The sequence below is a fragment of the Catalinimonas locisalis genome (assembly GCF_038039535.1).
GTDB lineage: Bacteria > Bacteroidota > Bacteroidia > Cytophagales > Cyclobacteriaceae > Catalinimonas.
In genome coordinates, this window is sequence record NZ_JBBPHP010000028.1 from 1 (window position 1) to 19,854 (window position 19,854).

19 protein-coding genes are annotated in these 19,854 nt (G+C 41.6%); 16 read left to right on the forward strand and 3 right to left on the reverse strand.

The window, feature by feature from the left end; all coding sequences use genetic code 11:
• The 3 genes from WJR50_RS24060 to WJR50_RS24070 form a co-directional block, all read left to right on the forward strand.
• A partial coding sequence (locus tag WJR50_RS24060) for a hypothetical protein (protein ID WP_341295854.1) occupies positions 1–433 on the forward strand: 433 nt, incomplete at its 5' end.
• Positions 434–541: 108 nt separating this feature from the next.
• Positions 542–1,183: a hypothetical protein gene (locus tag WJR50_RS24065; protein ID WP_341295855.1), complete on the forward strand. Its 642-nt coding sequence runs from the start codon at positions 542–544 to the stop codon at positions 1,181–1,183.
• A gap of 114 nt (positions 1,184–1,297) precedes the next feature.
• Complete coding sequence (locus tag WJR50_RS24070) at positions 1,298–1,441, forward strand: hypothetical protein (RefSeq protein ID WP_341295856.1); 144 nt, start codon at positions 1,298–1,300, stop codon at positions 1,439–1,441.
• Between the two features lie 91 nt (positions 1,442–1,532).
• Here WJR50_RS24070 and WJR50_RS24075 read toward each other — a convergent pair whose 3' ends face one another.
• Both WJR50_RS24075 and WJR50_RS24080 read right to left on the reverse strand, forming a co-directional pair.
• The gene (locus tag WJR50_RS24075) at positions 1,533–1,724 is read right to left on the reverse strand and encodes a DUF1059 domain-containing protein (RefSeq protein ID WP_341295857.1); all 192 of its coding nucleotides are present in this window, start codon (positions 1,722–1,724) and stop codon (positions 1,533–1,535) included.
• A 61-nt stretch (positions 1,725–1,785) separates the two neighbouring features.
• Positions 1,786–4,785 (reverse strand): S8 family peptidase, encoded by a 3,000-nt coding sequence (locus WJR50_RS24080; protein ID WP_341295858.1) that lies wholly within the window; start codon positions 4,783–4,785, stop codon positions 1,786–1,788.
• 663 nt (positions 4,786–5,448) lie between these two features.
• Between WJR50_RS24080 and WJR50_RS24085 the strand changes: the two genes are divergently transcribed.
• From WJR50_RS24085 to WJR50_RS24130, 10 genes are all read left to right on the forward strand, one after another.
• On the forward strand, positions 5,449–6,210 hold the full coding sequence (locus WJR50_RS24085; RefSeq protein ID WP_341295859.1) for a hypothetical protein: 762 nt from the start codon (positions 5,449–5,451) through the stop codon (positions 6,208–6,210).
• Positions 6,211–6,325: 115 nt separating this feature from the next.
• A complete protein-coding gene (locus tag WJR50_RS24090) occupies positions 6,326–6,751 on the forward strand; it encodes a hypothetical protein (protein ID WP_341295860.1) in 426 nt (141 codons plus the stop codon).
• Between the two features lie 351 nt (positions 6,752–7,102).
• A complete protein-coding gene (locus WJR50_RS24095) occupies positions 7,103–7,999 on the forward strand; it encodes a tetratricopeptide repeat protein (protein ID WP_341295861.1) in 897 nt (298 codons plus the stop codon).
• 34 nt (positions 8,000–8,033) lie between these two features.
• The gene (locus tag WJR50_RS24100; protein ID WP_341295862.1) at positions 8,034–8,537 is read left to right on the forward strand and encodes a hypothetical protein; all 504 of its coding nucleotides are present in this window, start codon (positions 8,034–8,036) and stop codon (positions 8,535–8,537) included.
• Positions 8,538–8,624: 87 nt separating this feature from the next.
• Positions 8,625–8,756 (forward strand): hypothetical protein, encoded by a 132-nt coding sequence (locus WJR50_RS24105; RefSeq protein ID WP_341295863.1) that lies wholly within the window; start codon positions 8,625–8,627, stop codon positions 8,754–8,756.
• Between the two features lie 174 nt (positions 8,757–8,930).
• Positions 8,931–9,488: a sugar O-acetyltransferase gene (locus WJR50_RS24110; RefSeq protein ID WP_341295864.1), complete on the forward strand. Its 558-nt coding sequence runs from the start codon at positions 8,931–8,933 to the stop codon at positions 9,486–9,488.
• A gap of 86 nt (positions 9,489–9,574) precedes the next feature.
• Entirely contained in the window at positions 9,575–10,822 is a 1,248-nt protein-coding gene (locus WJR50_RS24115; protein WP_341295865.1) for an ADP-ribosylglycohydrolase family protein, read from the forward strand.
• A 193-nt stretch (positions 10,823–11,015) separates the two neighbouring features.
• Positions 11,016–12,221, forward strand: coding sequence for a porin family protein (locus WJR50_RS24120; RefSeq protein ID WP_341295866.1), 1,206 nt, complete (start codon positions 11,016–11,018; stop codon positions 12,219–12,221).
• Between the two features lie 287 nt (positions 12,222–12,508).
• Positions 12,509–12,736, forward strand: a complete 228-nt coding sequence (locus WJR50_RS24125; RefSeq protein ID WP_341295867.1) for a DUF433 domain-containing protein — start codon at positions 12,509–12,511, stop codon at positions 12,734–12,736.
• Between the two features lie 49 nt (positions 12,737–12,785).
• On the forward strand, positions 12,786–13,073 hold the full coding sequence (locus tag WJR50_RS24130; RefSeq protein ID WP_341295868.1) for a DUF5615 family PIN-like protein: 288 nt from the start codon (positions 12,786–12,788) through the stop codon (positions 13,071–13,073).
• Between the two features lie 9 nt (positions 13,074–13,082).
• Here WJR50_RS24130 and dnaG read toward each other — a convergent pair whose 3' ends face one another.
• Positions 13,083–15,032, reverse strand: a complete 1,950-nt coding sequence (gene dnaG / locus WJR50_RS24135; RefSeq protein WP_341295869.1) for a DNA primase — start codon at positions 15,030–15,032, stop codon at positions 13,083–13,085.
• Positions 15,033–15,185: 153 nt separating this feature from the next.
• Here dnaG and WJR50_RS24140 point away from each other — a divergent pair, with 153 nt between their 5' ends.
• The 3 genes from WJR50_RS24140 (at position 15,186) to WJR50_RS24150 (ending at position 19,813) form a co-directional block, all read left to right on the forward strand.
• Entirely contained in the window at positions 15,186–16,298 is a 1,113-nt protein-coding gene (locus WJR50_RS24140) for an Mrp/NBP35 family ATP-binding protein (RefSeq protein ID WP_341295870.1), read from the forward strand.
• A 7-nt stretch (positions 16,299–16,305) separates the two neighbouring features.
• Positions 16,306–16,593 (forward strand): NifU family protein, encoded by a 288-nt coding sequence (locus WJR50_RS24145; protein WP_341295871.1) that lies wholly within the window; start codon positions 16,306–16,308, stop codon positions 16,591–16,593.
• Between the two features lie 82 nt (positions 16,594–16,675).
• Positions 16,676–19,813, forward strand: a complete 3,138-nt coding sequence (locus WJR50_RS24150) for a T9SS-dependent choice-of-anchor J family protein (RefSeq protein ID WP_341295872.1) — start codon at positions 16,676–16,678, stop codon at positions 19,811–19,813.
• Positions 19,814–19,854: the final 41 nt, after the last annotated feature.

A 19,854-nucleotide genomic window follows, 5' to 3' on the forward strand; every position in this document is an offset into this window, starting at 1 on the left:
GGGTGCTCTGGCAGAATTGCCAAATTGTAATTCAAAGATTAGCTTGAAACAAAAGCAAATTTTTAAACATGCTCTAAAAATCATAAGTCTGAACAAGAGCCATATTACTGCTTTATTGATTCTCCTGCTCATGACCGCCTGTGCACCATCCATATATTATCTGGGAGACACCTACCCCCCTACTACTATTGTTGAAGTATTTTATGACGAAAAAGACATTGGCAGAGACTACGTCACCATAGGTAAACTGACACACGATAAAATTCTGGATTACTCCGCTGAAGAGATCAAGCAGGAGATGATCATTACTGCCAAACAGAGAGGTGCTGACGCGATTGTCTTTTCAGATTTTGTAACCACGCGGGAGAATGATCAGGATGGAGATCGTTTGACCGTCACTGCAAAGCTCATCCGTTACAATGCTACCAATTGAACTGGAAGCTGGCTAAAAACTTTGTGCAATAAGGATGAGTACAGCTATCGGAATTTATCATTCAACGCTACTCTTTTACAGAAGGAATGCATACTTTAGGTAGTATTTATGAGCGATTCTACGGAACATACTCTAAAACTAGCCAGTAAGACACTGCAAAAGACCGGATTCATCCTTATCCCTCTATCCATGCTCCCTCTTCTGGTGATGGACCCTCCCCTAGATGGCGTGAGTTTTCCTGAACATATCGTCCTGATAGCCAGAATATTGGCTGCCACCTCCCTGGCAGGTGTTATGTTGAGTGCGGTAGTTTACTTGTTTTACCGAAAGCGGAAGAAGGTCTACCTGAGTGAGCAGGGTATTCAATTTCCTAAGTATCCTTTCATTCCCTGGAAGCGCATTCAATGGTACAAAATCCATATCATTTCCAACTATGGGCTGAATGGAATGATGCTCAATACAGATTATGGCAAAGTAGTGATAACGGCTGAGGATGATGAAGCACTCTACCACTTTAAAGAAGATTTCAAAGAAAAGATAAAGCAATACAATCCTGCTGCCCAGGATTTTAGAGAGCTTAGGTCTTCAAAGGTAAAAGCAGTCATCATCTCGGTCATACTCATAGCGATTTACCTGACCGCCTGCATACTTATGGAATTTGAGAAGAGATTTGTATGGATATTTTTACCGGCCTTATTAATCAGTATCGGAGCCGTTTGGATTGAACATATCAAGATAAGCAAGAAGTAAATTTATTTCATGGTATTGTATATTCCTCATCCAGCTCTTACAATTCATAACATTGAAAATTTCCACTTACTATATGGCTCAGAAGAGATGCAGTAAAGGGTAGAAACTTGTAAGATGAAAGGTGCTGACGCAATTGTGTATTCAGATTTTGTAAGCACACGGGAGAATGATCAGGAGGGAGTGCGTTTGGCCGTCACGGCAAAGCTTATTCGGTATAATGCTACCGATTATAAAAAAGGAGCAAGCCAAAAGCTCTAGGCAATTGGTTTGCTCCCTGAGCAGATTTCTGCGTAGCCAGTTTGTTCAGATGATAACTACGCTGCCCACTGCATAAATAAAAACACTAAATTCAAGCCTCTTCCAAAGGCTCATCCCGCATCACGGATTTCACTTTGGCTACTACTTCGGGAGAAATCTCCTGTAAGCCATGTACCTGCTGTGCATGCTGGGCGGCCATAGTAAGGGCTTCTTCTTCGGTTTCTGCCTGTATCACACCTTCACAGTCAAAACCTACATCTTTACAACGAATTACTTTTGCCATAAAGTTAGTGTTAAGTTTACTTACTTAATTTACGCTTAATATTAATATCATAATCGTATTATCAATTTTTTAATATACGGAAGACCTCGGGTGATTTATCCGGAATTTCTACCCTCAGATAGTATAGGCCGGGTGACAAATTCAGGCTTTGTGTATTGATCTGATGGAAGCCCTGGGTACTGGAGTATTGAGTTTGTTCCTGGTACAGCTGATCACCGAATTGATTGAGCAGCTTAAAGGTGACCTCTCCGTCATTCACGCCGGTTTCTTTTGCCCTCACCTGGAGTCCCACATCACGATCATCTAAGGAATTAGGAAATACCGTCCAGGAGCTAATCTGTTGATCGGAAGCCTCTTCAACAGGAAGCATACCATCTTCACTTACTGCAAAGATCAGTGATAATGACCTACCCACTGTCCCCTGTAGGTTTTTTTCACTATAAGGTGTGGCCGTCAGGAGATAAAAGCCTTCTTCAAACGATCCATTACGATAATCACTATTTACATTACCGAAAAGAGCAAAGGGAGGTGTATTTTCAACTACTTCAAGTACCAATTCTGTGGGAACAATATTGATATCTGTCTCTACCAGAGTAAATTGCACACTGCCCACTGCCTGTTCATTACCAGAGTTGGCCCGGATATTCAGGTTGGAGCCCTCTAAACTCAGGTCTATGATTTCAAAATCAAATAGTGTTCTGATCTCCTCATCAGTAGTGGCATTGATCAGGCTGAATGATTGCAGTGGATCTTCCAGCAGAAAAAATGAGAGACTCAGTGTATTTAATATCTCCCCCTGAGCATTGGGTAAGGAATATGCGGTTGCTTCAACTGTATATTCCTCTCCTTCAAAAATACCGAAGTCAAAATTACGTCCTTTAAAGTCATTTCCCTGGTTTCCGAAAGATGCATACGGCTCATTATTTTCTATCACCTCCGACGTTAAGCCGCCGCTAATCTTTATCACAACACTCCCCACTTTCTCGGGCACTGTATTCACTTTAATGGCCAGATTTTTTGTATAGGTTTCGTAATAAGATATAACCGCACCATCGCTTAAAGTCTTTATCGGGTAGTCATATTCAGCATCATATAACTCCAGGCTGGCGATACCAGCACAACCTGTCAGCGCTGATAAGGCTTCAAAGGCCTGGACAAATCCATAACCCGTACCAAAATCAAAGCCTGTATCTTGCCCGGGGGTGAATGGATCATCCATATCAATCGCGGTATTTTGCAGAATTTCCTCAATTTCTGAGGGAGAAAGATCTGCGGAGGCCTGTTTCATCAGAGCAGCAATTCCAGCCACATGAGGTGCCGAGGCAGATGTACCAAAAAAATTAGGAAAACCATCACCTTCTTCATCACTTCCGGGAAAGAAAAAGGTAGTATTGGCACCGTCAGGACCACAAACCTCAGGCTTCTCCCTTACTTCGGGAGCCATGGGATCTCCACAGGGAGAGAGCAATATTGGCGTTCCGCCTGCGGAAGAAAAGAACTCGGGAAAGGGCTCTGGTGATCCGAAGGGAGGAGTATTGAAATAGGGTACCGCTCCCACTGCTATAGCCCCTGAAGCATTGGGGTGCCCAAATACGGTGCTGCTGTTGGTAGCATATTCTTCTTGTAGAGGACCTCCGAAGTACATGTATTTTATCCTCTCGGGATTAGGATTAGGACCTTCAGGCTCTATTCCATTCTCAGGAGTCCCTACCCATTTGCCAATGACGATATAGGCCTCTACATAGAAATCTGTTCCCACACTGAGAAATTCAAAGGGATCATTACCAATATTACCATCAAGGCTTCCAAATATAGCGCTACTGAAATCTCCCGCCTCTGTAAAAATAAAGATATCCATATCGCTCATCGCTCCGGTACTTGTCGGACAAATAGAGGCGTAAGGCTGTGACCATTGGAAAGAAAGGGTGGCTTGAGTGGGTATGATTATCCGCTGAAATACATCTATTTCGGCACCAGGATTAAAGTCGTGCAGTACATAATCTCCTATCGGAAAGCCGTCGCCTTCGGTCAGTTTATAGACTTCCGGTGCCGGACGAAATTCACTCTCATAAGACTGTCGTGCATCATTACCTGCAGAAGAAAAGTAAGTTACTCCTTTTTCTTCTACCATATCTACTGCCTGGGCTATGATACCATCCTGAAAAAAGGGATCATTTAAATATCCAATATCATCTACAATGACGTTGGCACCGGCATCATCAGCGAGACTCAGAATTCCATTGGCAAAACTAGGCTGCCCCAACCATGCGGTATGGAAAGCTAATCCTGCCCCGGGAGCTACATCATGTACAATCTCAGCCATTGCACGTCCTTCATCTATCCCCTGACCCGGAGGAAGGTCCAGGAGGATGTTCACGGGAGTAGTATATCCATTCGGATTTCCTGGTCCGGGCAGATCACCAGTTCCAATACCGTCTGCTTCACCTTGCAGAGCATTATAACTATCTGATAATATTCCTACTATTGTACCATCACCATTTATACCACAGGTATTCCTGGCCACGTCAGAAGTTTGCGCCACATCTCCCTGTGATGTAACAGAACCTATTCTCCTTTGGGGGCGATAGCTTGTGCGTACAAACCGAAGTCCGCTCACGTTCTCAAGTTGATCAATTCTGGAAATAGGAAAAAGTCCGGATACCATTCGCCCAAAAGCTGACGCTTGTTCCATTCCCAGTTTTTCTAATGTGGATTTCAGAAGTTCCCCATCCTGTTCTGCGGTAGCTTCAATTACAACCTTTTCTTCTACCAGGATGAGCGTCTGGTCAAATCCTTGCTGTTCGGTATACTCTTTCCAGGAACCTCCCCGGGAGACTTGCTGATGCGCTTGATGCAAGCCCCACAATACCTGTGATACTCTTGTGTCTTTAGGAGTTAAGCGGGAATTTCGGGCAGCAGGCCCCATAGTTTGTTTTTGTAATTGTGAAGGCATTGCCTGAGGCAAATGATTCTCAATTTTTGAAGGAGTCTGTGCTTTAATTTCTGATGAGAAAAGCATTAACACAACTCCCAAAATCAGATATTGTCTAAGTGACCTCATACTAATTTAGGTTTAGGGGTAAAGGTTAATATTTCTTGGGCATCAAAACTTACCTTCAGAAAAATTGCGCAAGTTCTTGGGTAAGTGTATTGATTCTGCTATATCTACTAATTAGATTTTGCTTTCAGTTAGATAATGATGTAAGCCTTTCAGCAGAGATATCGGGATATATTCTGGAGAGGCAATTAGATAGGAGCTTGATTTTGCTAACTTATATCTTTAGTCAAAAGGCTGTTAAAAAGTAACCTTATGAATGAATTTGCTGAATATGCTGTAACCGAATACTGAGTATAGGTAAATTCTGGCAAGCAGCGTGACCGTTAAATATTAATGAGTGAGCTACCTGCTCTTCCTATCAAGCAAGCATTAATAAAGTTAGCTTACTGCCCAAATACCTATAATAAAAAATTAATATGGACAGTCTTAAATAAGCTTCAACCCCGCACTCTGAGATCGTTTTTCTATCAAATTTGATTCACTAATCAATTTACTCAATCTTGGAAGTCGGTACAATACCCAGAAATAGGTATATACTATTTGATCATTTTTACTGCCCGGGGTATTGATATTTCAACTGTTATGAGAGAAACATCAGATGAGTTGTAAGTAATCAAAAGAAAATAATTATCATGTCTGACACATCCATGACTTAAACCTATTCCCATGAAGAACCTGCTCCCCCTTTGCTTATACTTTATTGTACTACAATCCGTAAATGCCCAAACAGAACAATACTACCGCCTGCTCAATGGCTCAGAAAACTCGCAGCAGAAGCGGATAGAACTGTACTCAGATACAGATACTGCCTGGAATAAGTGGGACCATAGAGGATATAGCTTTGGTTTTGACCCCAGCCTTACGCCCATGTATACCAATGTGCAGGGTATACTGAGTACACCCTATATGATACAGGTAAGAGGCAATGAAAACGAAAAGAATAAGAAACGCTGGGGCTATCATGTATTTGAAGGCTATGCCAGAGATGACAAATCCCGCATCACTCTGCTGGTCAACAAGCATGTAGAAGAAGAAAAGCCAGTAGCCGAAATGTATTACTACGGCACCGTCTACAATCATTCTGCTCCGGCATACAACTGGTTGCGCATTGGCTCCGATGTTCGCCAGCACTCATTTATGTTTAGCCGGGACGAAGCGATCTTTTATGGTTCGCTAAAACTAAGCAATGCCTTTACCCTGGGCAGTGTGGGTAAGGACAACATCCGCGAAACACCCCCTGAAGGAGACGATGAAAGCAACTATAAAGAAAGTGCCAGGCATGTCAACTTCAAAGCGCTCAGGGAAAGTGATGATGGCACTATCTTTTACGACAAGGACCGGCATATGGTGGTCATCAAGATCAATGGAGAGTGGATGCAACTCCATGTGACTCCCCTACCCGACAGTGTGCAGTATGAGTTTGAATAACAAGCACAAAGTTGAGAGCCCCAAGTTTATGAGTGGTAAGCAGAATTAATATATAAAAGTGTTAATTTCTAATGCATTTTTTATATTGAGTATCCACTTATTTTATATCATCATCATGCGTAGTATTACACACTTAGCTTTAGCTGTTATTCTTGGGCTTATTATCCATACATCAGGCTTAGCGCAGGACTTATGTTACTGCGACTTTGATAAACACACTGGTGAGGATAGTTATGCTACAGTCAGTATTTTTTCCACCAATCAGGACACCTATGGCCATATAGGTGACCTGCAATACAAGGTGGTGAATAGAGATGCCTCACAGGAGGACAATACCTATCAGATAGAAGTACGTATAGGCCGGAAAACTTATTCGTATCAGGTGGATCAGCTTCGTTTATACTACGATGGGCTTGATCTGGGCTATATGTCTAACCTCCGGATCGGTCTGATGAAAATAGTATCACAGCGGTTTCAGCAATGCCCTCAGGCAGCTCAGGCAAATTCGGCACAGCTTGAACTACTTTTTAACGCTGATTGATAAGGCAAAGAGGAAGCATTCTTCTCTTCCAAAATTCTTCTAAGTGGGTAGAGAATGATAATAATAGTATTTCCTATTGAAACACCGGGCGGCGCATATATTGGGCAAACATTTTTTAAAGGGTATTCACTTAATTTTTGTCATAAGCATTGAAAATACCTACTTTACATATTATCTTGTAAAGCAAATAAAGCAAGATGATAGAGTGTTAACGCTCAATTTTTATTATTAATGCTTCAGAAACTGATACAAACCTAATGAAAGCAGCGGAAAAGCATGAAATAAAAAGTGCTTGTGCCGGAAAAACAGCTAACGATTACTACAAAACATCAACCTTCAATACTAACCCCTATGCATAAAGCTTTACTATTGCTTACTCTGCTTATATATGCGTGTAACAGTGCAGAAAAGAATCCCCCAGCACAGGAGAAAGTAAGCGATCACCTGGAACTTAAGACCATGTATGAAGAGGATCAGGCTAACCGAATGAGCGGAAATATTGACTGGCAGGTGGTTTCCAGAAGAGACAGCTTAAGAGAAGCCCGAGTGTATACCTTACTGGATTCTAATCTGGTTCGCACCTCAGCAGATCATTATTATGCGACCATGATTTTTCAGCACGGCGGAGATACTGTTGCTTCGGGTATGGCCGTAAAAATGATGAGAAAAGCGGTAGCGCTAGACGCTGGCATCAACAAGTGGCTTCTGGCCGCAGCTATTGACCGAGATCTGATGCGTAAGGGACAACCTCAAATCTACGGTACCCAGTTCACAAAAAGCAGTATGGAAGCTCCCTGGGAATTGTACCAGTTGGATAGCACTCAGGTGAGTGATGAAGAGAGAAAAGAATATGGTGTGGAAACCCTGGCTGAGCAGAAAGAAAAGCTTAAGATGATGAATAAGAAAAAGCTTTCCGAACTACTAGCATCGGGACGAGATGTAGATGAGATTGTAGCCTTTACAAAGCAGGAAGATAAAGAGTATTCAGTCTATGACCTTTCAGAAGCTGGTATTAATCAATTTGGCTACCAACTCATGGTTCAGAATAAGCATGAAGAGGCTCTGAAGATCTTTTCCTTCAATACACAATTGTATCCGGAGGGTTTTAATACTTATGATAGCTATGGTGAGTGTTTACGTGTACTTGGCAAAACAGAGGAAGCTGTAGCAGCTTACAAAAGATCTCTGGCTTTAAATCCAGAAAATACCAATGCTGAGCGTGTACTGGCAGAAATGCAGGCTGAATAACATAAATCAGATTTTAGATTCTTTTTAAAATCAAATGAAAAGGCTTTTTTTTATTCTTTCAACACTTAGTCTGCTGTCCTGTCAGGAAAACGAAACCATAGAGAAACGAGTGGATCAAGAGACTGTTCATCCCGACTGGACCAAGCTTGAAATTCCTGGCGGGAGACAAGCCCTCGCAATAGCGGGTAGTATTGACGATACTTTGCTCGTCACTACCTGGACAAAAGCTTATTATACTACTGATCAGGGAGAAACCTGGCAGGAGTCTAAAAACTTTCATGGTCCTATTCCGGGATTGTATATCCATCAGGACACTATTTTGTCCCTGGAGGCTTATCTCTATGAAGATGCGGAATCACCACCCAAGGCAGCTTTGAATCAGTATTACACTATAGATTTCGGGAAAAGCTGGCATTATTATCCAGGGGACACCCATGCTTATAAGCAGTTGATAGGCGTAGTAGCATCCTCTTCAGGCACTACGTATCAAATAAAACATAGACGAACACCGATTTCCGAAGGAGCCAGTAATTTTTGAATTAATCCCTCTGATATTACTGTAGCTTATGGCTACGGAGAAGAATTGATTGACTTTCCTTTTCAAAGAGAACTAATCAATCTCTACATGGATTCCCAGGACAGATTATATGTAGCGGCTTCTGGTGGGGTGCATATTGAGGAAGACAACACTATCTTTTGCTGTACCAACGATACACCTGCTATTGTGTATATTTCTCGTTATCCATTACCACAATAGCAAATAATCATCTAATCAGCTTCAATTCATTCTATACCGCTATTTATACAATGGCACACCTCAATGAAGGATATGAATAGCTATGCAGTAGCTGTGAAATTGAAGACTTCTTCTTACCTTACATAAGTTCAATCATACTACTAATACAATCCATACTTAACCCTCAATCGCTGTATGAAAACAGAAAAAGAAAAAATGCTTGCCGGAGAACTATACGACCCTCTGGACCCACAGTTGGTGGAAGAAAGATTGCGCACCCGCTTACTGATCAAAGAACTTAATGACAGTAGGGAAGATGAAGTGGAAGAACGAAGCCGAATACTTAAAGCGCTTATTCCTCATGCCGGAGATGGTTTATGGCTTCAGCCACCCTTTTACTGCGACTATGGCAGCAATATGATTGTAGGGGAAAGGGTATTTTTTAATTTTAATTGTGTGGTGCTGGATGTGATGGAAGTAAAGATTGGTAGCAGAACACTTTTTGGCCCTAATGTGCAGGTATATTCGGCTACCCATCCTACTGACTATAAGGAAAGAAGCTCAGGAGTAGAGTTTGCTAAACCCATCAGCATAGGAGAAGATGTATGGGTGGGCGGCAGCGCTATCATCTGTCCCGGCGTAAGCATCGGAGATCGTTCCATAATTGGTGCGGGAAGTGTAGTCACCCGAGACATTCCCACAGACGTGTTTGCTGCCGGTAACCCCTGTAAAGTGATCAGGGAGCTATCATAGTATACACTGCAATTTGTAGCTCGTTTACCTTCACTGCCACCTTTGTTACCATGCTAGATAAACTGCTATACAAACAACCTAAATTCATGTCCAAAACTACGCTTTGCTTTCTATTCTTATTGTTGGGTATCACATCTCAAATCAGGTCACAACATATTCAGGAGATTTCTGAGGATGAGTTGAGAGACAAAATCAAAGGATACTGGATAGGGCAGCTTGTAGGAAACTATCTTGGCTTTCCTTTTGAAAACCTGTACACTGATGTACCCATTCCCATATTAGTGGACCGATATTATGATTTCCGTGCACTTGATACCATTGAGCTCAAGATGAACGCTGATGACCGCCGGGCATTTGTTCCCATTATGGCAGGTGCCATGGGAGGAGCCTGGTCCGACGATGATACTGATATAGAGTTCGTTACGCTACATGCGGTAGAGAAGTATGGGCTGGACCTGACTTATGAAGAGATTACCCTGATGTGGAAGAAACACATCAACCGCTTTATCTGGTCGGCCAACCGCAAGGCTCGCGACCTCATGGAAGAGGGAATGCTACCTCCCGCTACCGGAAGTAAGCAGTACAATCCTTATTGGTACAGAATTACTTCCCAATTAGTCAATGAAATATGGAGCGCCTTCTACCCTGGTATGACAAAGATAGCTGCACAACGTGCCGAATGGGGAGCACATATTATGTGCGATGATTGGGCTACGCATGCTACCCGGGCGTACGGAGTTATGTACAGCGCCGCTTTCTTTGAAAAGGATGTAAATGAGCTGGTAACATTAGCCATAAATGACCTTCCTGAAGACAGCCCTTATCGCAAAGGATTAGAAAATCTTGTTTTGTGGCATCAGGAAAATAAAGACTGGAGAGATACCCGCCAATTGATACATGCTCATTATTATCATACTGTGGATGGCTTTGACATTGAATTTCCAGTTGCAGGATCGGTGGTCAACGGTTTGAGTGGAGTAATGGCACTTATGTACGGAGAAGGAGATTTCACCAAGACTGTAGCTATCGCCACAAGCGCCGGATATGATTGCGACAATCAGGCAGCTACCCTTGGGGGTCTGGTGGGCGTTATGCAAGGAGCCTCATCTATCCCTGATTATTTCACCCTAAAGCTTAATCCTGAGTTGGGCTGGACAACACCTTTCAACAATCAGTATATCAACTACTCCCGGGATGGACTACCCAATTATAATACTATCGATGATATTATAGACCGAATCATGAAGATCAGCGAAGAGGCTATCTTGAGCCAGGGAGGTGAGGTGACAATACGAGAGGGTGAGAAGTATTACATGGTTCCTGTAGATTTTTAGACTACAAGTAAGAAAAAAATTATCTGTCAAAAATGCAATCCTCCTTTTGCTGAATGTTTTATTATAATCTTTTTTCTGGTAATTATATCACTTTTTCTATTTTTGCTGAAACACTATTATCATGCCTGACAAAAAGAAATAGTAATATACTAATTCAATTATTGTAGCCCGAATAAAACTTTAGACTATTTAAATGAAAAAACTTTTCAATCTTTTCATCATTACCCTAACTCTACTTACATTCCATAATGCATATTCCCAAACTGAAGCATCTGAAGCTTCAATCATTACCCAAGATGCAGACACTTTAAAAGGCTATGTATACTTTTCCCGCGAGAGTCAATTTATGTTTGCTGACAAGATGGATCAGGAGGGTAAAGCACTTTCTCCCGATCAAGTCAAGACTATCATTCTCAACCAGAACGAAGTATTTGAATCTAAAGAGATTGAAGTAAATGATGAAGTACATTCAAGATTTTTGCAGCTACTTGCCGAAGGAGATGTGAATCTTTATAAACTTCATGATAATAGAGAGTTCGCTTATTGGGCAGAAGACAGTGACGGAAACATATATGCCCTTTCTAATGTGAAGCTGGAATCAAAAAGAGATGGTAAAAGCTACATTCGTTATACCAATACTTACAAAGGTGTTTTAAAAAATATATTCAGTAATCAGCCAGCTCTGTATGCCAGCATTGACCGGCTCAAATACGCTGATGAAGCGCTTATTAATTTATTTCAGAAGTACCACCAGCAATCGGCTCTGCCTTTTGAGGTATACTATTCTAAAGAAAAAGACATAACATTTGAATTAGGCGTATTGGCAGGTATGCAATTTACTTCCATTGGTTTTTCTGGCACGGAAGTGATGACTGACCTACTATCACCTGATTTTACAAATAGTGGTAACTTTGGCTTTGGACTTTTTTCTGACATCAAACCTTCTTTTCTGGGTAAAAGATCATCATTCAGAATTGAGATGCGTTATCATCACTCATCCAACACCAATGGTGAAATGACGCTCAGTATGAACAACCTAAAAGTTCCGTTTGCATACCAGTATCAAATCCTTCCACATGCTAAGTTAATCCCTTACCTAAGCTTTGGCCCAGCCCTAAACTTTATGCTTTCACTCAATGATCAAAGTAATATTGATAGACTGGATAACAATTGGTTACGATCCGGTAATGTTCAATATGGCTTAGAAGCCTCTGCAGGTACGGCTTGGGCAATTAACGAAAACAGTCATCTTTTTTTGGAAGTCAAATTCGGTCTTTTCAATGGTAACCATTTGACCGTAACCGAAATCTACGAAGCAGGTGTTGGTTATGTACCCGCACAAGACTCTTATGTTTCTATATCTAAGTCTTTAGGCATATTTGCAGGCTTTAGATTTTAGGTAGTGCTAGAAAATCACAATCCCATACTTCTCAGGAATTTGACTGTTTGCTGTAGAAAAATAAGTATGATCGTAGTAAAAACTCTGAGATAGAAAGTGTTCAAATTGTATGTGATATCAGTATGCTTTTGGGGTGTCAGCTATACTAGGAGCATGCTTTTTTCTCTGAGAGTTATTTGGATTACTTAGTAGTTTGGTATATCCAATAAGTTTATCTTAGTAAGATAGGGTAATTCATAATTTACTGTTCTGAAGACTTTTATTCATCAAAAGTATCATTGATCGCCATGAAAGAATTCATTCAATATATCAGCATAAATCCAGACATCCGCTTTGGTAAACCTTATATTAAGGGAACAAGAATAGCGCTAGTAGATATCTTACAGTGGTTAGCATCAGGTATGACGCATGAAGAAATACTTGAAGATTTTCCTGATATCAAAAAAGAGCATATACAAGCTGCCCTAATGTATGCTGCGCATCGGGAAAAGATTATCAAAATGATTGCCGCTTAAATCATGAAGTTGTTATTGAATGCCAATCTCTCCTAGATTGTGTAAACTATTGGAAAATGAATTTACTGTAATACAGCACGTTGATAAAATTGGTTTGGAGCATCCTCCAAAAAATTCTGCGATTTGGAACTGGGCATTAAAAAATCACTTCATAATAGTCACAAATGATGAGAACTTTCTAAATTTGACGACTACTAAAGGATTTCCTCCCAAAATTATCCTGCTAAGAACTGGTAATATGAGTACCCAACAAGTAGCGCACCTCCTGATTAAGCATAAAGAAGATATACAAGAGCTAGAAAAAACAAAGGAGTACGGAGTTTTGCAATTGTATTAATAATCAGCATTAAGAAATCACAATCCCATACTTCTCAGCGATTTGTCTTTTCACAGCAATTAAGTGCTGTATTTCAGTCATAAGGATGATGAGATCGTTTTCATCTGATGTTTGCTTTAGCTCCTGCCGCTTTTGCTCAATCAGATCTTTGATGACATCAAACTTAAGCTGATCAATGCTACGGGTGATGACATTCTGTATTTTTTCATCTTTTTTAGGAACATAGACCTGACGTTCTTCCCAGTTCGGACTGGGCATGTAATGATCTACGATAAGGTCAATCACCTGCTTTGAAATTTGCTGATCAGTTTGCTCAATCATGAATTTCTCCATGAGGCTTTTCTGAGTCTCTATATGCTTAAAGTAGGTATCATAAATCTGCTGATGCGTTTCATTTTTTAGCTGTATGTCATCCAGTTCATCTTTGATGTAATGGCATACCATATAGTTTTCCTTTACCGGGTGATGACCATACATCACCAGCACCCGCATAAGTTCCTGCTCTTTTCTCAGAATCCCTTCTTCCAGACCCACAGTAGCGGGTTCTTCAAGTGATGGTTCGTCAGGATGCACAAAATCCACATCAGCCACTTGTTGTTCCTTCTCTTCAAAAAACTGCTGTCGGGAAGCTGAGCGCTGCTGTTTGAGGTAAATTTTGTTCAGCTCAGCAAACAGGGTACTCTCATCCATCTCTAATTTCACGCTGGTCTCCTTGATATACACCTGCCGTTGAATAGGATCGGGAATCTTAGAGATACTTTGCACAATCTCCCGTATCACTTCAGCCCTGCGGATCGGATCTCGCTCGGTCTCTCCCTGAAAGACTGCCGTTTTGAAAGAAATGAAATCCTGCTGCTTTTCCCCTAAAAACTCACGGAACTGACTACCCCCTAACTTACGCACATAGCTGTCAGGGTCTTCTCCTTCCGGCAATACCACTGCTTTTACGTTCAGACCACCTTCCAGAATCATGTCAATTCCACGGAAAGAAGCTTTGAGACCGGCAGGGTCACCATCAAAAAGTACTGTTACGTTTTTGGTATAGCGGGCAATCAGGCGAATCTGTTCCTGGGTTAGGGAGGTACCTGATGAAGCCACCACATTCTTTATCCCAGCCTGATAAAGTGAAATCACATCGGTATAGCCTTCTACCAGATAGCAGTTATCGTCCTGACGTATCTGCTGCTTGGCCTGGTAAATACCATATAGCACATCACTTTTATGGTAAATGGGCGTTTCTGGTGAATTGAGGTATTTAGGTTGCTCTACCTCAGGATTGATTTTCAGCAGGCGTGCTCCAAAAGCAATTACTCTTCCGCTAATGTTGTGGATAGGAAACATTACCCGGCCACGAAAACGATCGTAGTGTCTGGTTCCCTCTTTTCTTTCTTTGCTGATGATCAAGCCTGCTTTTTCCAGCATTTCCTGTTTGTGGCCTACTTTGGTTGCAGTCTTAAGCAGACCATCCCATTCATCCAGGCTGTAACCCAGATCAAAAGTCTTGATGGTTTCTTCGGAGAAGCCTCTTTCTTTAAAGTAGGTAAGCCCGATAGCTTTGCCTTCATCATTTTTCCACAGTTGCTCCTGAAAATATTCAGAAGCGTATTTCATGACAATGTAAAGACTGTCCTTTTCACTTTGGGCTTCCAGTTCTTCGTCTGTCAGGTTTTCTTCTTCTACCTCAATGCCGTAGCGTTTGCCCAGTTGCTTCAGCGCTTCCACATAGCTCATTCCCTCGGATTCCATCAAAAAAGAGATAGCATCCCCGGCTTTTCCCGAGCTAAAGTCTTTGTAAAAACCCTTGGATGGGACTACATAAAAGGAAGGAGTCTTTTCCTGATTAAATGGACTATAGCCACGAAAGTTACTTCCCTGCTTTTTGAGGTTTACATAATCCCCAATTACATCCAGGATATCTACCCTTGCCTTAATTTCATCTATGATTTCCTTCCTGATCATCTGTCAACTATGAATCCTTTTATTCGTAAACCTGAGTGAGTATGTTTGCAGTCATTAATGCAGAAAGCGCACTAACTAATGTCCAAATTTGTAGTTAGAATGTAAATGTCCGCATTATAATTAATTTTGCAAGAACTAGAATCATATAAACCTATGCCTGTCACCAAAGACGATATTATAAAAGCCCTGAGTACAGTAGATGACCCTGACCTCAAACAAGATCTGGTAAGCCTGAACATGATCAAAGATCTGGAAGTGGAAGGAAATCATGTACGCTTCACTGTAGAATTGACCACTCCGGCTTGTCCGCTCAAAGAAATGATCCGCAACGCCTGCCTTGATGCTATTTATGATAAAGTATCTTCCGAACTTCAGGTGCAGGTGGATATGAGCTCCAGTGTTACTTCTGCTCGGAAGAATGCCGTGATGCTGCCCGGTGTGAAAAATATCATAGCGGTGGCTTCCGGTAAAGGAGGCGTGGGAAAATCTACTATAGCTGCCAACTTAGCGGTTTCACTATCCAAAATAGGAGCTAAAGTAGGGCTGGTAGATGCTGATATCTTTGGTCCGTCTATTCCTACTATGTTCAACTGTGAGTTTGAGCAGCCTCAGGTCAAGAATATCAACGGAAAGAATGTCATTGAGCCACTTGTACAGTACGGAGTAAAGCTTATTTCCATAGGTTTCCTTATGTCACAGGATGATGCGGTAGTATGGCGTGGCCCGATGGCCAGCAAAGCACTGCAGCAGTTTTTAGGTGATTCTGACTGGGGAGAACTGGATTATCTGATCATAGATCTTCCTCCCGGAACCAGCGATATTCACCTTACATTAGTACAATCAGTGCCGGTGACTGGAGCAGTAATCGTTACAACTCCTCAGAAAGTTGCTCTTGCCGATGCCCGCAAAGGATTGTCCATGTTCAGACAAAAACAAATCAATGTGCCTATACTGGGTATTGTAGAGAATATGGCGTATTTTACCCCGGAAGAGCTACCTGATAACAAGTATTATATATTTGGAAAAGGTGGGGGCAGAGAGCTGGCCAATAAAATGCAAGTTCCCTTTTTAGGAGAAATCCCGCTGGTGCAAAGTATTCGTGAAAGTGGAGACCGTGGTTATCCGGCAGTTTTAAACACAGAAGGAGAAGAGCCTAAACCTGAACAACTGGCATTTGATAAGCTCGCCCAGGAATTTGCCCGCCAGGTAGCAATAAGAAATGCGAATGAAGCAAAAACAAAAAAAGTAGATATCAACGTACAATAAGCCCGAAATGGAGAATCAAGAAATTGTTACAAGAGTAGAAAAAGCCCTGAACGACATTAGACCTTATCTGGAAACCGACGGAGGAAATGTTAAAGTATTGGGCGTTGATGATAATATGGTGGTGAAGCTGGAACTTCTTGGCGCCTGCGGTTCCTGTCCTATGTCCGTAATGACCATGAAAGCTGGCATTGAAGAAACCATCAAACGACAGGTCCCTGAGGTAACCGATGTACAGGCGGTAAATATTACAAGTCCTGATGATCCTCGTGCCAAACTTCCCGGCAATATGGCCTGATCCTTGACGTTATCAGCCGTAAAACTAATTTTTACTTAAAGTTGAGTCAATCGTCTCTCAGCTGACAGGCTATTTCTTTGATATGAATCAAACCACATTTTCCGTACCTCTACCCCGTACGCTTTACTGTTTATGTGTATTTTTCTTTTATATCATACATGCTAATGCACAAATAGCTGATGAGAGGTGTGGTACCGTTCCCTTTAATGATCAGTTACAGTTAAAATCTGGCATACAGCCTGAAGAGAAAAAAAGCAGATTTGAGCGCTGGATTAATGCTCGCAAAGACGAAGGAATAAAAGAAGCGCTCAGAACGCTGGGAATGCAACAGGATGTGGAAGTTCTTCAGATCCCAGTGGTTGTGCATGTTATTCATCGTGGAGAAGCAGTGGGTGAGGGTACTAATATTCCATTTGAACAAATAGAAGACCAGATCAGGATACTCAACGAAGACTTCAGAAGGCAAAATGCGGACACTGTTGCCACACTTCCTATCTTTGAACCGGTAGCCGCCGACGTAATGATTGAATTTGTACTGGCACGTCAGTCGCCCGATGGATTTGTTACCGACGGGGTTACCCGTACTGAAGGAAATCAGATATCATATGGAATTAATAGTTCCGGTACATTAAGCGACTTAAGTTACTGGCCTGCGGAAGATTATTTCAATATCTGGGTAGTACCATTAAGAAATGGTTTTCTGGGTTATGCCCAATTTCCAATTTCTGATCTTGAGGGTTTGGAGGAGGCTTCTAATAACAGGGAAACTGATGGTATTGTAATAGATTATCGTTATTTCGGTAGCACAGGAAATGCTGTAAGTGGAAGTTTGGGGAGAACTACCACGCATGAGGTCGGGCATTTTCTCGGATTAAGACATATCTGGGGAGATGGAGATTGTAGTGCAGACGACTTTGTGGAAGACACTCCCTTACAATCATCTGAGTCTGATGGATGTCCGATTGACCCGGTAAGCTGCGGTAGTCCGGATATGTACCAGAATTACATGGATTATACCGATGATGTGTGTATGAATCTTTTCACACAGAATCAAAAAGAGCGCATGCGTATTGTATTACTCAACAGCCCACGTCGTGCTTCCTTGCTTACCTCGTATGCACTTACACCTCCGCAAATGGCAGATAATGATGCAGGTATTGATCAGATCATTTCTCCTCGTCAGAGTGTGTGCTCAGGGCAACTTACTCCTTCGCTTGAAGTTTTCAATGCCGGTACCAACACTATCAACAGTATAAACGTGTTGCTTTATTTGCAGGGTAATTTTGTAACTGAATTACAAGCAAATACTACTCTCAATACTGGCGAATCTACAATATTAGAATTTTCTCCTCTGGAACTTGGTCCGAGTGTAAATCCTTATGAAATCAGCTTCCAGATCTCCGGGGTAAATAATATGGAAGATGAAAACTCACTCAATGATATACGAAGTGTAAATTTTGTGGTGCCTCAATCCGCATCTCTACCATTGCATGAAGATTTTGAGGAAATTAACGAGAACTCTATCCTCAATACTGGAATAATAAGAAATGATGATGAACTGACTACCTGGTCTCTTACTGAAGCTCCCGGTTTTGACGGACCAAACAATCAGGCACTTTATTTAAATTATTATGATTATGACGCTGGAATTGGAGAAAGTGATTACCTGTATACTCCGGTCTATGACCTCAGTGGATTAAGAGAAGCCCAGCTTAGCTTTCGTTATGCCTATGCTCCCTATGAGGAAGATAATGAGGTCAAAGAAGATGGTCTGCTGGTCGGCATATCCATTGATTGCGGGGCTACAATAGAAGAGGTGCTGTTTGAAGCTAACGGACTTGAATTAGCCACAGTATCCTCAACCAGTTCTCCATTCATACCGGATAGCCGTGCTGAGTGGAGAAATCTAAGCTTTTCATTAGATGAATATCTGGGACAAAGTAATGTACAACTGGTATTTATCGGTACTAATGACTACGGAAATAACCTTTATCTGGATGATATTCATCTCACCATTGCTGAAGCCAATAGTTTAGACATTGCAATTTCAGAAATATCCTCCCCTGCTCTCTTGTCTTGCAATACTTCTCCCATTCCAACAATTGAAGTTCTTAATCAAGGTACATCTACCATAAACAGTTTTGAGGTAAGCTACCAGATTGATGAGCAGGCTCCCACCAGCTTCGTATATAATGCTTTCACCCTGAACCCCGGAGAAAGTGAACAGTTTACCTTTGAGCAACCGGGTCTTAATGTCGGATTGCATACGCTTTCTGTAAATATTTCTAATCCCAACCTTGCTAGTGATGAACAGCCATCCAATAACCAAATCAACTACGATTTTTATGTGGATGATAAAACAGATATTGTGCCCCTGGTGCAGGAATTTGATAACACCAACAGCTTGGCTGATGTCTTGGTTGGCGAATCTTCTAATGACGAGAATGCCTGGCAGGTAGTAAATCCAGATGGTGAGCGTAGCTGGAATCTGACAAACACAGAAGGCTTAGGCATCAATAATGTTTCTGCATTCATCAATCTGTATGAGTACCAAAATATAGGAACCCAGGATTTACTGGTAAGCCCTACACTTGATCTTTCATCAGTAAATGAGCTAAGTGTATTTTTTAAGATTTCATATGCTTTGCTGAGTGAATCATATGCTGATACACTCCGGCTGTTAGTATCTACTGATTGTGGGCAATCCTATCAAACCGTTTACGAGAGAGCTGGTGCTGACCTGGCGATTACTACCTCTACCGAAGCATGGGTTCCCCAACAGGAAGCTGACTGGCGACAGGAATTTGTTAACCTCTCTGATTTTGCAGGAATGACAGATGTGAGAGTAGCCTTTGAAGTAGTAAATGCCTACGGTAACAATCTTTATCTGGACGATATTGAGTTCTACATTTCTGATGACGACCAGCCGGTTGCCCGTAAGCTGAATGAAAATTCTTATCGGGTATTTCCCAACCCATACAATTCAGTCAGTAGTGTGGAGAATGATGGTTTATTGAAAGTAGCATTTAACCTCAGAGAGAGAGATGATGTAACGATACTTTTGATGGACAGTCAGGGCAAATTATTGAGTGACCGTCTTTTTCCCTTTACTTTGAATCAGACCTACGAATTTGACCTAAGCATGCTTCCCACCGGCATGTACATAGTTAAAGTTTTGAGTAACAGCATTAATACCACAAGTAAGGTACTTAAACTGTAAGCTTTAAGCATATTTACTTAGACTTTGACTGCAAATATTTT

What these genes read in the sequence shown, in the direction of transcription:
- WJR50_RS24065 (WP_341295855.1), top strand. Translation starts at nt 542, where the DNA reads ATGAGCGATTCTACGGAACATACTCTAAAACTAGCCAGTAAGACACTG.
- WJR50_RS24150 (WP_341295872.1), top strand. Translation starts at nt 16,676, where the DNA reads ATGAATCAAACCACATTTTCCGTACCTCTACCCCGTACGCTTTACTGT.
- WJR50_RS24110 (WP_341295864.1), top strand. Translation starts at nt 8,931, where the DNA reads ATGAAAACAGAAAAAGAAAAAATGCTTGCCGGAGAACTATACGACCCT.
- WJR50_RS24075 (WP_341295857.1), bottom strand. Translation starts at nt 1,724, where the DNA reads ATGGCAAAAGTAATTCGTTGTAAAGATGTAGGTTTTGACTGTGAAGGT.
- WJR50_RS24120 (WP_341295866.1), top strand. Translation starts at nt 11,016, where the DNA reads ATGAAAAAACTTTTCAATCTTTTCATCATTACCCTAACTCTACTTACA.
- WJR50_RS24145 (WP_341295871.1), top strand. Translation starts at nt 16,306, where the DNA reads ATGGAGAATCAAGAAATTGTTACAAGAGTAGAAAAAGCCCTGAACGAC.
- WJR50_RS24095 (WP_341295861.1), top strand. Translation starts at nt 7,103, where the DNA reads ATGCATAAAGCTTTACTATTGCTTACTCTGCTTATATATGCGTGTAAC.
- WJR50_RS24115 (WP_341295865.1), top strand. Translation starts at nt 9,575, where the DNA reads ATGTCCAAAACTACGCTTTGCTTTCTATTCTTATTGTTGGGTATCACA.
- WJR50_RS24105 (WP_341295863.1), top strand. Translation starts at nt 8,625, where the DNA reads ATGGATTCCCAGGACAGATTATATGTAGCGGCTTCTGGTGGGGTGCAT.
- WJR50_RS24090 (WP_341295860.1), top strand. Translation starts at nt 6,326, where the DNA reads ATGCGTAGTATTACACACTTAGCTTTAGCTGTTATTCTTGGGCTTATT.
- WJR50_RS24125 (WP_341295867.1), top strand. Translation starts at nt 12,509, where the DNA reads ATGAAAGAATTCATTCAATATATCAGCATAAATCCAGACATCCGCTTT.
- WJR50_RS24070 (WP_341295856.1), top strand. Translation starts at nt 1,298, where the DNA reads ATGAAAGGTGCTGACGCAATTGTGTATTCAGATTTTGTAAGCACACGG.
- WJR50_RS24140 (WP_341295870.1), top strand. Translation starts at nt 15,186, where the DNA reads ATGCCTGTCACCAAAGACGATATTATAAAAGCCCTGAGTACAGTAGAT.
- WJR50_RS24080 (WP_341295858.1), bottom strand. Translation starts at nt 4,785, where the DNA reads ATGAGGTCACTTAGACAATATCTGATTTTGGGAGTTGTGTTAATGCTT.
- WJR50_RS24100 (WP_341295862.1), top strand. Translation starts at nt 8,034, where the DNA reads ATGAAAAGGCTTTTTTTTATTCTTTCAACACTTAGTCTGCTGTCCTGT.
- dnaG (WP_341295869.1), bottom strand. Translation starts at nt 15,032, where the DNA reads ATGATCAGGAAGGAAATCATAGATGAAATTAAGGCAAGGGTAGATATC.
- WJR50_RS24085 (WP_341295859.1), top strand. Translation starts at nt 5,449, where the DNA reads ATGAAGAACCTGCTCCCCCTTTGCTTATACTTTATTGTACTACAATCC.